Here is an 11,731-nt window from a genome sequence, read left to right on the forward strand (position 1 = left end):
GCTCGCGCCAGATCGACCGTGGTCTCGCCGTCCGCGGGTTTCAGGTCGATGCTGGCGATGGCCCCCACGCGTCCGGCGGCGTCGAGCGCCTCGCCCAGCGTCGGCGGCGCGGCGCGCGTCAGGGCGCCGTCCGACGCCTTCAGCCGCGCCTGTTTCACCTGGGCCAGCGTCAGGTCCGCGACCCGCCCGCGCCCCGTGGTCGTCCGGTCCATGGTGTCATCGTGCATCAGAACCAATTGCCGGTCCTTGGTCAGGACAGCGTCCAGTTCCAGGATCGCATTGGGGATCGCTCGGCCTGTCGCCTCGATGGCGGCGATGGAATTCTCGGGCTGGTCCAGCGCCGAAACCGCCCGGTGCGCCGAGATCGCCACGCCGCCGTCCCGCACGCAGTCGAAATAGGCCGCCATCGCCGGCCCCGATGACGGCGCAGGCGCCATCGGCGGCGCACCCACGCAACCTGTCGTCGAAAGCAGCAGCAGGGTCGCGGCGGCGGCGGAAATACGGGTCATGGATCGGCTCCGGAAAGACGCGCGGACCAAACGCTGCGCCGATCATCGGGTCAAGAGGTCGGATCGCCCTTGCTCCCGACCGCCCCGCGACGCATTTTGCCGCAACGACACGCGGGGAGCGAATCAACGTGCAGGATCTAGTGGCCCCGGCTCTCGGGACCTTGGCGCTGGTGGCGCTGGGCGGCTATCTGCTCGGCTCGATTCCCTTCGGCGTGGTGATCACACGTGCAGCCGGCGCCGGCGACGTGCGCAACATCGGCTCGGGCAATATCGGCGCGACCAATGTCCTTCGCACCGGCCGCAAGGATCTGGCCCTGGCCACCCTGCTGCTGGACGCGGGCAAGGGTGCGGTCGCCCTGCTGATCGCCCGTCATCTGTTCGGCAGCGAACTGGCCGGCGCCATCGCCGGCGGCGCGGCCTTCCTGGGACACCTGTTTCCCGTCTGGCTGGGCTTCAAGGGCGGCAAGGGCGTCGCCACCTTCTACGGCCTGCTGCTGGCCGCCGCCTGGCCGCTGGGCCTGATGGCGGGGGCGGTCTGGCTGCTCTGCGCCTTCCTGTTCCGCTATTCGTCGCTGGCGGCGCTCATTTCATCGGCGACCGCGCCGCTGCTGGCGCTTCTGCCGCTCGCCGTCGTCGGCCTGCCGGTCAGCCTGCCCATCCTCGCCCTGACCGTGTTCGCCGCCGTTCTGATCTGGGTTCGACATCACCAGAACATCGCCCGGCTGCTGAAGGGCGCGGAACCGCGCATCGGGGCAAAGAAGGCGTGAGCCTGGACCCGGCGGAACGCTTCGCCCGGCTGCGGCTCGCCCGCACCGACCGCATCGGCCCCGTCGCCTTCAGCCAACTGATCGGCCGCTACGGCTCGGCCCTCAATGCGCTGGACGCCCTTCCCGATCTGGTGCGCAAATCCGGCTCCGCCTCCGTTCCGCCCCCCGTAGAGACGGTCGAACGCGAGATCGCCGCCGGCGACGCCATCGGCGCCCGCCTGCTGGTGCTGGGCGATCCCGACTATCCCGAAATGCTGGCCACGCTCGATCCGCCGCCGCCGATCCTGTGGACGCGAGGCCGCGTTGACCTGCTGAACCAGCCCTCGGTCGCCATCGTCGGCGCCCGCATCGCCTCGGCGGGCGGTCAGCGGATCGCACGCGGCCTGGCGCAGCAACTCGGTCAGGCCGGTCATGTCGTCGTCTCGGGCATGGCGCGCGGCATCGACGCCGCCGCCCACGAAGGCGCCTTGGCGACCGGGACCGTCGCGGTCCTGGGCGGCGGCGTGAACGACATCTATCCTTCCGAACACGCCGACCTCTACGCACGCCTGACGGAACAAGGCTGCGTCGTCTCCGAAAGCCCGGTCGGCGCCCGCGCCCAGGCGCGCGACTTCCCGCGCCGCAACCGCATCATCTCCGGCCTGTCGCGGGGCGTCGTGGTGGTCGAGGCGGAAGTCCGGTCCGGCTCCCTGATCACCGCCCGTCTTGCCGCCGAGCAGGGCCGCGATGTGTTCGCCGTGCCCGGATCGCCCCTGGATCCCCGCGCGCGCGGGCCCAATGAACTGCTGCGTCAGGGCGCCATCCTGTGCGAGGGGGTCGAGGACATCGACCGCGCCTTCAATACCCTGCGCACCCTGCGCGAGCCGCCTGCCGATCCGATGCGATTCGACGACGACATCGACGACGCCTTCCTCGACCGCGTCGCCGCCCTGTTGTCGCCAACCCCGACGCCGCGCGACGAGATAGCCCGCGCCCTGAACGCCCCGGTGTCCAAGGTCGCCGCCGCTCTGCTGGAGCTCAGCCTAACCGGCCGCGCCGACCTGCTGCCCGGCGGCCTGGCTTCGCTCTAGGCCTGCGGATGACCCGCAACGCCCGCGGCCTGTTCCAGCAAGCCAGCCAGCCGCACGTCGCCCTCCCGCGCCAGCCGCGCCATTTCCAGCGCCATGGCGCCGATATATTCCCGCGTCGGAAAGGCCGCCGCTTCGATATGCGCCTGGCGATCCGTTTCGCAGGCCGATTGAGGTTGCGCCGTCGCCATGATCGTCTCCGTTGTCAGGTCCACAATCTAACCGGGCCGTATTAAAACGCAACTACTCTAGGGTGTAAGACGACAGGTGCGATTGACTCACGGCTCCGCTCCAACCACGTTCGCGCCCCTTCCCGAGACCGGACCGTTATGAACCTCGTCATCGTCGAGAGCCCCGCAAAGGCCAAGACCATCAATAAGTATCTGGGCTCGGACTATGAGGTCCTGGCCTCGTACGGCCACGTCCGCGATCTGCCATCCAAGGATGGCTCGGTCCTGCCTGACGACGACTTCTCCATGCATTGGGAGGCCGACGCCAAGGGCGCCAAACGCCTGTCCGAAATCGCCGAGGCCGCCAAGCGCGCCGACCGCGTCATCCTGGCGACCGACCCCGACCGCGAGGGGGAAGCCATCAGCTGGCACGTGCTTGAAGTGCTGAACAAGAAAAAGGCGCTGAAGGACACCCACGTCGAACGCGTCACCTTCAACGCCATCACCAAGTCCGCCGTGCTCGAGGCCATGGCCAATCCGCGCCAGATCGACATGGAGCTGGTCGAGGCCTATCTGGCTCGCCGCGCGCTGGACTACCTCGTCGGTTTCACCCTCTCGCCGGTCCTTTGGCGCAAGCTGCCGGGCGCACGCTCGGCCGGCCGCGTCCAATCCGTGGCGCTGCGCATCGTCGTCGATCGCGAGATGGAGATCGAGAAGTTCAAGGCTCAGGAATACTGGTCCATCGAGGCCGACCTGAACGCCGACAGCCCGCCCTTCACCGCTCGCCTAGTCAAGCACGCCGGCAAGCGGATCCAGCGGCTGGACATCAAGGACGAGGCCACGGCTTCCGCCGCCCGCGCGGCCATCGCCGCCGGCGACTTCACCATCAATGCGGTGGAGAAGAAGCCCGTCCGCCGCAATCCGGCCCCGCCCTTCACCACCTCGACCTTGCAACAGGAGGCGGCGCGCAAGCTGGGCTTCTCGGCCCAGCGCACCATGCAGGCGGCGCAGAAACTATACGAGGGGGTCGACGAGACCGGCGGCCTGATCACCTATATGCGGACCGACGGCGTTCAGACCACGCCCGAGGGCATCGCCCAGGCGCGCGAGGTCATCAGCCAGGCGTTCGGCCCGGCCTTCGTCCCGCAAGAACCGCGCTATTACAAAACTAAAGCCAAGAATGCTCAGGAAGCGCACGAAGCGATCCGGCCGACCAACATCGCCCGCCATCCCGACAGCCTGCGCCTCGAATCCGATCTTCAGCGCCTGTATGAACTGATCTGGAAGCGGATGGTCGCCTCGCAGATGGAGGCGGCCCGGATGGACCGCACCACCGTCGACATCGAGACTGCCGACGGCCAGACCGGTCTGCGCGCCACCGGCCAGGTCGTCACCTTCGACGGCTTCCTCGCCGTCTATGAGGAAGGCCGCGACGAAAAGCAGAAGGGCGCCGAAGACGACGAGAGCGACGACACCAGCCGCCTGCCCGCCCTGAAGGAAGGCGCCAAGGCCAAGGTCGACGCCATCCGCACCGATCAGCATTTCACCGAACCGCCCCCGCGCTATTCGGAAGCCACCCTGGTCAAGAAGCTGGAAGAGCTGGGCATCGGCCGCCCCTCGACCTACGCCTCGACCCTGTCGACCCTGCGCGACCGCGAATATGTCCGCGTCGACAAGAACCGCTTCTATCCCGAGGACAAGGGGCGGCTGGTGACGGCCTTCCTGGAGCAGTTCTTCAGGAAGTGGGTCGAATACGACTTCACCGCCGCGCTGGAGACCCAGCTCGACGAGGTCTCGGCCGGTCAGCTGAACTGGAAGGTGCTGCTGCGCAACTTCTGGCAGGACTTCCACGCCGCGACGCAAGCCGCCGGCGAACTGCGCACCACCGCCATTCTGGACGCCCTGAACGAAAGCCTCGGCGCCCACATTTTCCCGGACAACGGCGACGGGACCGATCCGCGTGAGTGCCCCCTTTGCCACCAGGGCCAGCTCAGCCTGAAGACCAGCCGCTTCGGCGCCTTCATCGGCTGCGACCGCTATCCGGAGTGCAAATACACCCGGCCCGTCGCCAGCCCGTCGGCTGAGGACGGCTCGGCCGAGAGCGGCGACCGCGAACTGGGCGTCGATCCGGAAACGGGCCAGCCGGTCCAGCTGAAGATCGGCCGTTTCGGCCCCTATGTCGAAATCACGCCACCCGAGGGCGACAAGCCCAAACGCTCGTCCCTGCCCAAGGGCTGGTCGCCGGCTTCGCTGACGCTGGACCAGGCCCTGCGTCTTCTGGCCCTGCCGCGCGAGGTCGGGGTGCACCCCGAGGACGGCAAGATGATCACGGCGGGCCTGGGCCGTTATGGCCCCTTCATCCTGCACGCCGGCACCTACGCCAATGTCTCGGACATCGACGAGGTGTTCGAGGTCGGCCTGAACCGCGCCGTGGCCCTGCTGGCCGAGAAGCGCGCCGGTCGTCCCGGTCGTGGCGCGGCGACAGCCCCGCTCAAGGATCTGGGCGCCCACCCGGAAACGGGCGAGCCGATCCACGTCATGGCCGGTCGCTTCGGCCCCTACGTCAAATCCGGCAAGATCAACGCCACCCTGCCGAAAGGCACGGCGCCCGAAGACCTGACCCTGGAAGACGCCCTGCCTCTTCTGGCCGCCAAGGCCGGCGCCGCGCCCAAGAAGAAGGCGCCCGCCAAGAAGGCCGCCGCCAAGAAACCGGCCGCCAAGAAGGCTCCGGCGAAGAAGGCCGCCAAGTCCAAGGCGGCGGATTGATCCCTCTCCCGTTGGGAGAGGGCTTGAGCGCCCGAGAGCGCCAGCGATCGGCCTTCGCGTGAAAGGGTGAGGGTCGCGGTGTTGCGAACTAGCCCACCGCCCGACCCTCACCCGACCCTTCGGGCCACCCTCTCCCAACGGGAGAGGGAAAGGATCGTGCATGGCGCGAATCCTCCCCGCGCCCTATCTTCGCCTGCTCATGCCCATCCGCCGCCTTTCCCCCGAAACCGTCAACCGCATCGCCGCCGGCGAGGTGGTCGAGCGGCCGGCCAGCGCCATCAAGGAACTGGTTGAGAACGCCCTGGACGCCGGCGGCCGCAACATCGAGATCCAGGCTGACGGCGGCGGCCTGTCGCGCATCCTGATCGCCGACGACGGAAAGGGCATTCCGCGCGAGGAACTGCCGCTGGCCATCGAACGCCACGCCACGTCCAAGCTGGAGCCGGACGACGCCGGCGACGTGGACCTGCTGCGCATCCACACCCTGGGCTTCCGGGGCGAGGCCCTGCCCTCCATCGGCTCGGTCGCCCGCCTGTCGATCACCACCCGATCCCGCGACGAAACCGACGCCTGGGCCATCACGGTCGAGGGTGGCGAGACCCGTCCCCTGGCCCCCGCCCCCTTCCCAGGCCCGCACGGCGCACGCGTGGAGGTGCGCGACCTCTTCTACGCCACCCCCGCCCGGCTCAAGTTCATGAAGTCCGAGCGGTCCGAGGCCATGGCCATCTCCGAAGAGATCAAGCGCCAGGCCATGGCGCACGAGGCCGTCGCCTTCACCCTGTCGCTGGACGGCAAGGTCACCCTGCGCCTGCCCGCCGAACATCCGGGCGACGAAGGCCGTCTGAAGCGGCTGTCCGCCCTGCTGGGCCGCGACTTCGAGGCCAACGCCCTGCTGATCGATCAAGAGCGGGACGGCGTGCGCCTGAGCGGCTACGCCGGCCTGCCCACCTATTCGCGCGGCAATGCGGCGCATCAGTATCTGTTCGTCAACGGCCGCCCGGTGAAGGACCGGCTGCTGCAAGGGGCCCTGCGCGGCGCCTACGCCGACTTCCTGGCGCGCGACCGGCATCCGGCCGCCGTCCTCTTTCTCGACATCGATCCGCTCTATGTCGACGTCAACGTCCACCCGGCCAAGGCCGAGGTCCGGTTCCGCGATCCGGCCCTGGTGCGCGGACTGATCGTCGGCGCCCTGCGCCACGCGCTCCACGCCGCCGGCCACCGCGCCAGCACGACCGTCGCCGCCGACGCCCTGTCCAGTTTTCAGGCGGGTTTCCAGCCCCACACCGGCGTCGCATCCGGCCCCGCCTACAGCCTCGGCGCCCCGTCGGCGCAAGGCTTCAGCGGCTGGACCGGCTGGTCCCAGCCCGCCGCCGCCGCCCAGGTCCTGCCCGGCCTCAACGAACGCAGCGCCCGCGTCGAACCGTCGTGGGACGGCCCGTCATGGCCGTCGCAATCCGCCGATGCCGCCCCGATCAGTCACGAGTCACGATTCACCGCTCACGCCCCCGCCGACCCCCTCGACTACCCCCTGGGCGCCGCGCGGGGGCAGCTCCACGCCAACTATATCGTCGCCCAGACCCGCGACGGCCTGGTCATCGTCGATCAACACGCGGCGCACGAGCGGCTGGTCTATGAGCGGATGAAGGCCCAGATGGCCGAGGGAGCCGTGACCCGCCAGGCCCTGCTGACGCCCGAGGTCGTCGATCTGGACCCCGCCGAGGCCGAACGCGTCGCCTCGCGCGCCGAGGAACTGGCCGAGATGGGCCTAATCGTCGAGGCCTTCGGGGCCGGCGCCGTCCTGGTGCGCGAGACCCCGGCCATGCTGGGCGAGACGGATGTCCAGGGCCTGATCCGCGACATCGCCGACGACCTGTCCGAACACGGCCAGGCCCTGTCGCTCAAGGAACGCCTCGCCGCCATCTGCGGCACCATGGCCTGCCACGGCAGCGTCCGCTCCGGCCGCGTCCTCACCGCCCCCGAAATGAACGCCCTGCTCCGCCAGATGGAAGCCACCCCCCATTCAGGCCAGTGCAACCACGGGCGGCCGACCTATGTGGAGCTCAAGCTGCATGACCTGGAGAAGCTGTTCGGGAGAAGGTGAGGCCATCGCCCCAACAACAATTAAGTGCGCCTAGCAACATGGACTGATCGGATGACCGCACCCCACACGCCCGCCGCTCCCAGCTCGGATCAGCTTCAGGCTAGGCTTGGTCACCTAAACATGGTGCAAGCTACAATCGGGCGAATGGCCGGGTTCTCCGCCAATGCAAAAACCTTCACTTTAACAATTGGCGCAGCGTTAATCGCTGTAGCTTTCGACAAAGACCTACCCATTCTGTTTTATGCAGGATTTTGCATAACGGTAGTTTTCGCTTTACTAGATGCCTATTACCTGGCGTTGGAAAAATCGTTTCGAGACCTTTATTCCGACATCTCTAGCCGAGACTGGACACAGGCGTTCGATTTCGCCATCAGACCTCGCGCAACTAACTTCCTCCATGTATCCACAGCAATGGCTAGCGCTTCTGTCTGGGGATTCTACCTCGTTCTACTTGCGAGCTTTGCAATGCTAGCCCATGTTCAGAAACATGGGCAGCCCGACGCAAACACCACGCAACTCTCTAGCCACATTGCTAGCCGGTCTGAGCACGGACACGCCTCATCAGCCGCCACAGAACAGCCTACTCAGCCTAACTAGGCAGCTCTCGTCCCCAAATCCGCACCAGAACGCCCTAATGAAGGCGCTTAGTGAACCTGTATTGAGCGCGCCGCTTGGGGTCGGTACATCCGGTCTGTTTGGGCTAAAAAGACCAAGAGCATCGACGATATTGTCAGATGCTATGGCAACGGCCGCAGTTCGGAAGTGACGCGTCTTCTTCTCGTTCCACTATCAGCAAGACATCAATCGCGTGAATGTGGTGCGCAACTCCTGGCGTTTTCGTCCGAGTGACGGCACCCAACCAGCTGACTGGTTCGATCACTCAATCTGGGAGGAAGCCAAACGCACAGGAATGATAGCGCTCAAGCGCCTAATTCACGGCAGCATGGCACGCTCATCAGTTACCTGCGTCTTGGCCGGAGCGGAAACTTGGGGGCGACCTTGGGTTCGCTATGAGATTGCCTATGGCCTCGCTCGTGGAAATGGCCTTTTCACCGTTTACGTGAACGGTGTGAAGTGCATGAAGAACGGCGTTTGCTCGCGCGGACCAAACCCTCTCGACTACTTGGGTCTATCACTCGACGACCAAGGCCGCGCTCGGATATGGGAAAATTTCAACGGCCAATGGCGCCTTTACCCAATCTACACTGAAACGGTAGCGTGGCCTACTTGGCTGCCCAAAACCCAAAAAGGGTACATAAGTGTTCTCGGCAGAGCCGCTTCAAGTTACGACTATCAACTACAAAACGGCTATCAGAATCTAGCTAGCTTGGCAGACGCGGCAGCTCAACAAGCCGGACGATAAGACGATTATTCTTAGCCCCATGCCCTCCATCCTCTTCGTCTGCCTCGGCAACATCTGTCGCTCGCCCCTCGCCGAGGCCGCCCTGCGCGCCGAGGCGGAGCGGCTCCGGCGCGATCTGATCGTCGATTCCGCCGGGACCGGAGACTGGCATGCGGGCGAGCCGCCGGACCCGCGGGCGCAGGCGACGGCGCGGCGTCATGGGGTCGAGATCTCGGGGTTGAAGGCGCGGCAGGTGACGCAGGCGGACTTTCGCCGCTTCACCCATGTCATCGCCCTGGACCACGAGAACCTGAAAAACCTGCGCCGCCTGCGGCCCGACGATGCGACCGCCGAGCTCAGCCTGCTGCTCGACCACGTGCCCGGTCGCGAAGGTCAGGCCGTCGCCGACCCCTATTTCGGCGACGACGACGGTTTCGAAATCACCTGGGCCGAGGTGACGGCGGCCGCGAAGGGCTTGGTCGAAAATTTGTATCCCTCTCCCGTTGGGAGAGGGCTTGAGGCTCGCAGAGCGCAGCGACGCGCCAGCCGAAAGGGTGAGGGTCGGATGCTGAACGTGCGCCCTTGCGACGGCTGACGCCGACGGATGGAGCTGACCCTCATCCGGCGCTCCGCGCCACCTTCTCCCAACGGGAGAAGGACGGGAAGCCCCACGTCCGCATCTGACGTAGCGCCGGTCTATGGCTGGTATCATGACCGAGCCCTATCGCATCCGTGAAGCCGCCGTCTGGGCCCAGGCCCGCACCGACTATCTGTCGGGTCTCAGCGCCGAGGCCGTGTGTCGTCGCCACGACCTGGGCCTGTCGGCTTTTCGCCGCCGCGCTCGCAAATACGGCTGGCGGCGCAGCGATCAGGTCGAACCGCCGCCCGGCGAGCTGGATCTGAACCTCTATTCCGACCTGGACATGGACGACCTGGCCCGCACCGCGCGCCTGCGCTTCGCCGAAGCGGTCGAGGGCGGGCGTGCGTCGGACGCCCGCTGCTGGCGCGCCCTGGCCGACGAACTGACCCGCGAGGCCCGCGCCTTCGACCGGGACTTCTTCAGGGGCATGAGCCGCGAGGAGGTGGCCGCCTTGATGGAAAACATGCGGCGCGAGATCGAGGAAGAAGACGAGGCCCTGCTGGGACCGCCGCCCGAGGACTGAGGCCGTTGCGACCCGCTCGCAAAAATCTGCACGAAAGTGCACTGTAACAACGCACAGTGCACATTTTCCGCTCAGGCGGCGGGGTCCGCCACCTTCAGGAACAACACCCTGGCTGCGCCATAGTCGCGCGCGTCCAGCCGCTGATAGCCGGGGGTGTCGATGTCCGGCTCGTCCGACCCGCGCTCGAACACCACCAGGGCGCCGGGCTTGAGCCAGTTCCCCTCGATCAGCCGCGCCAGCGTCTGTTCCCCCAGCCCCTTGCCATAGGGCGGGTCCAGAAACGCCAGGTCGAACGCCTCGGCGATGGGGCCGGGCCGCACGCCCAGGTCTGTCGCGCTTCGGCGATGCACCCGCGTGCGTCCCATCAGCCCATAGGCGTCGGCGTTCTCGCGGATCGCGCCGCGCGCCCCGTCGTCCGTCTCGACGAACAGGCAGAAGCCCGCCCCCCGGCTGACCGCCTCGAACCCCAGGGCGCCCGAACCGGCGTACAGGTCGATGACCCGCAAGCCTTGCAGGCTCTCGCCCCAGGCGGCGTGTTCCAGCACATTGAACACGGCCTGGCGTGCGCGGTCCGAGGTCGGGCGTGTGCCCTGCCCCTCCGGCGCGACGATGGCCCGGCCCTTCAGGCTTCCGGCGACGATCCGCATCAGGCGGCTCCGCCAAAGCGCCGACCGACCCAGACCCGGCCGGCGATCAGCAGCCCCAACGCCAGCGCCGTCACGGCCGCCAGCAGCCCCACGCCCCGCGCCATCAGGAAGAAGCTCAGCGCGCAGGCCAGACCCGGCATCAGGGCATGGGTCACGATCACCGTGGCGCGCACCGCCCAATGCGGTCGCGGCCGGATCGCATCGGTGACGAAGGCAGCCCAGCCATAGGCGCCGGCGTGCATCACACCGACCAGCGCCACCAAGCTCAGATAGATCCACGCCCCCTCGCCGTTGCGCGGCTGCTCGTACAACAGGGTCGTGGCGAACGGCATCAACACCACCCCGGCCAGCGCCAGCATGTTGAACAGCATCACCCCGTTGCTGAAGCCGGTCATGCGAGCGAACACCCGCCGATGCGTGTTCCAGAAGACGCCGATGATGGCGAAGCTGAGCGCAAAGGCCGTAAACATCGGCCACCGCTCGGCCCACAGGCTGGCCCATTGCCCATTCCAGCCTTCGGGCACATGCAGTTCGATGGCCAGCAGGGTGATGGCGATGGCGAACACCCCGTCCGAAAACAGCAGCAGGCGTTCCAGGCTGTGATCGCCCTTCGCCGGGCTCAGGTCCGCTGTCGTCGTCGTCATCGCCATTCCCCCTGTCGCAACCCTTGTCTTCAATCCTGCGGCGGCGCGAACTGCGCCCACAGCTCGTCCGTCGTCAGGCGCGGCCGCTCGCCCGCCAGCGCATAGGTCGCCGGCTTGCTCTCGATGCAGAACTCGTCCTCCAGGGCGAAGACCGACGGATCGTCGAACGCCTGGGCCGAGACCATGGTGACCGCCCCGTCGTTCGAGCGCCAGAACAGGCCGGTCCCGCAGGCGGGGCAGAACTGCCGCGTCGCCCAGTCGGACGACACATAGGTCGCCACCTCGCCTGTGACCGCGACGCTGTCGCCGCAGTCGACGCTGAACAGGATGCCGCCCGACTGCCGCCGGCAGGTCGGGCAGTGGCAGGCGTGCATACCGCCGTTCGGCGTCGCAGTGAAGGTGACGGCGCCGCGCAGGCACCGCCCGGTCGAGATCGTCATTGCTCAGTCCCCGGCGGCGATCCTCAGCGGGGCGTGCGCGGCTTGCCGCCTGGCCCGCGTCCGCTCGTTCCAGACGGACCGGCCGGCTTGCCGCCGCCTGTGCGAGGCTTGAAGT

At 67.4% G+C, this 11,731-nt stretch carries 12 protein-coding genes and 1 pseudogene; 8 read left to right on the forward strand and 5 right to left on the reverse strand.

Annotated elements, in window-relative coordinates; genetic code table 11:
- Nucleotides 1–509, reverse strand: a 509-nt coding sequence (locus B3T77_RS09485; protein WP_292079059.1) for a glycerophosphodiester phosphodiesterase family protein, incomplete at its 3' end; no start/stop codon positions are given.
- A 128-nt stretch (nt 510–637) separates the two neighbouring features.
- On the opposite strand from B3T77_RS09485, the gene plsY reads away from it, so the two are divergent.
- Both plsY and dprA read left to right on the forward strand, forming a co-directional pair.
- A complete protein-coding gene (gene plsY / locus B3T77_RS09490) occupies nt 638–1,276 on the forward strand; it encodes a glycerol-3-phosphate 1-O-acyltransferase PlsY (protein WP_055753430.1) in 639 nt (212 codons plus the stop codon).
- A complete protein-coding gene (gene dprA / locus B3T77_RS09495; protein WP_292079061.1) occupies nt 1,273–2,346 on the forward strand; it encodes a DNA-processing protein DprA in 1,074 nt (357 codons plus the stop codon). Before plsY ends, dprA begins: the two co-directional genes overlap by 4 nt.
- On the opposite strand, the gene B3T77_RS09500 is transcribed toward dprA, so the two are convergent.
- Complete coding sequence (locus B3T77_RS09500; protein WP_292079063.1) at nt 2,343–2,534, reverse strand: hypothetical protein; 192 nt, start codon at nt 2,532–2,534, stop codon at nt 2,343–2,345. The two genes, dprA and B3T77_RS09500, sit on opposite strands and share 4 nt — an antisense overlap.
- A gap of 138 nt (nt 2,535–2,672) precedes the next feature.
- Between B3T77_RS09500 and topA the strand changes: the two genes are divergently transcribed.
- The 6 genes and pseudogenes from topA to B3T77_RS09525 all read left to right on the forward strand — a co-directional run bounded on the left by topA (nt 2,673) and on the right by B3T77_RS09525 (nt 9,885).
- Nucleotides 2,673–5,279: a type I DNA topoisomerase gene (gene topA / locus B3T77_RS09505; protein WP_292079065.1), complete on the forward strand. Its 2,607-nt coding sequence runs from the start codon at nt 2,673–2,675 to the stop codon at nt 5,277–5,279.
- A 199-nt stretch (nt 5,280–5,478) separates the two neighbouring features.
- Nucleotides 5,479–7,380, forward strand: a complete 1,902-nt coding sequence (gene mutL, locus B3T77_RS09510; RefSeq protein ID WP_292079078.1) for a DNA mismatch repair endonuclease MutL — start codon at nt 5,479–5,481, stop codon at nt 7,378–7,380.
- Between the two features lie 51 nt (nt 7,381–7,431).
- Complete coding sequence (locus B3T77_RS09515; RefSeq protein ID WP_292079067.1) at nt 7,432–7,977, forward strand: hypothetical protein; 546 nt, start codon at nt 7,432–7,434, stop codon at nt 7,975–7,977.
- 187 nt (nt 7,978–8,164) lie between these two features.
- A pseudogene (locus B3T77_RS16370) lies at nt 8,165–8,743 on the forward strand (TIR domain-containing protein); the annotation flags it as partial.
- 19 nt (nt 8,744–8,762) lie between these two features.
- Nucleotides 8,763–9,317, forward strand: a complete 555-nt coding sequence (locus tag B3T77_RS09520) for a low molecular weight protein-tyrosine-phosphatase (protein WP_409514559.1) — start codon at nt 8,763–8,765, stop codon at nt 9,315–9,317.
- A 115-nt stretch (nt 9,318–9,432) separates the two neighbouring features.
- Nucleotides 9,433–9,885: a hypothetical protein gene (locus B3T77_RS09525; protein WP_292079070.1), complete on the forward strand. Its 453-nt coding sequence runs from the start codon at nt 9,433–9,435 to the stop codon at nt 9,883–9,885.
- Nucleotides 9,886–9,956: 71 nt separating this feature from the next.
- Here B3T77_RS09525 and rsmD read toward each other — a convergent pair whose 3' ends face one another.
- The 3 genes from rsmD to B3T77_RS09540 are packed head-to-tail and all read right to left on the reverse strand — an operon-like array spanning nt 9,957 to nt 11,616.
- The gene (gene rsmD / locus B3T77_RS09530; RefSeq protein WP_292079072.1) at nt 9,957–10,532 is read right to left on the reverse strand and encodes a 16S rRNA (guanine(966)-N(2))-methyltransferase RsmD; all 576 of its coding nucleotides are present in this window, start codon (nt 10,530–10,532) and stop codon (nt 9,957–9,959) included.
- Nucleotides 10,532–11,176, reverse strand: coding sequence for a TMEM175 family protein (locus tag B3T77_RS09535; protein WP_292079074.1), 645 nt, complete (start codon nt 11,174–11,176; stop codon nt 10,532–10,534). The genes rsmD and B3T77_RS09535 overlap by 1 nt, the downstream gene beginning before the upstream one ends.
- Before the next feature lie 29 nt (nt 11,177–11,205).
- A complete protein-coding gene (locus B3T77_RS09540) occupies nt 11,206–11,616 on the reverse strand; it encodes a GFA family protein (protein ID WP_292079075.1) in 411 nt (136 codons plus the stop codon).
- Nucleotides 11,617–11,731: the final 115 nt, after the last annotated feature.

Origin of the sequence: Brevundimonas sp. UBA7838, assembly GCF_002500885.1 — a bacterium.
GTDB classification, from domain to species: domain Bacteria; phylum Pseudomonadota; class Alphaproteobacteria; order Caulobacterales; family Caulobacteraceae; genus Brevundimonas; species Brevundimonas vesicularis_C.

Bases quoted from the DNA above. Each gene is read 5' to 3' on its own strand.
- B3T77_RS09500 (WP_292079063.1), bottom strand. From the start codon at position 2,534: ATGGCGACGGCGCAACCTCAATCGGCCTGCGAAACGGATCGCCAGGCG.
- topA (WP_292079065.1), top strand. From the start codon at position 2,673: ATGAACCTCGTCATCGTCGAGAGCCCCGCAAAGGCCAAGACCATCAAT.
- mutL (WP_292079078.1), top strand. From the start codon at position 5,479: ATGCCCATCCGCCGCCTTTCCCCCGAAACCGTCAACCGCATCGCCGCC.
- B3T77_RS09515 (WP_292079067.1), top strand. From the start codon at position 7,432: ATGACCGCACCCCACACGCCCGCCGCTCCCAGCTCGGATCAGCTTCAG.
- B3T77_RS09520 (WP_409514559.1), top strand. From the start codon at position 8,763: ATGCCCTCCATCCTCTTCGTCTGCCTCGGCAACATCTGTCGCTCGCCC.
- B3T77_RS09525 (WP_292079070.1), top strand. From the start codon at position 9,433: ATGACCGAGCCCTATCGCATCCGTGAAGCCGCCGTCTGGGCCCAGGCC.
- rsmD (WP_292079072.1), bottom strand. From the start codon at position 10,532: ATGCGGATCGTCGCCGGAAGCCTGAAGGGCCGGGCCATCGTCGCGCCG.
- B3T77_RS09535 (WP_292079074.1), bottom strand. From the start codon at position 11,176: ATGACGACGACGACAGCGGACCTGAGCCCGGCGAAGGGCGATCACAGC.
- B3T77_RS09540 (WP_292079075.1), bottom strand. From the start codon at position 11,616: ATGACGATCTCGACCGGGCGGTGCCTGCGCGGCGCCGTCACCTTCACT.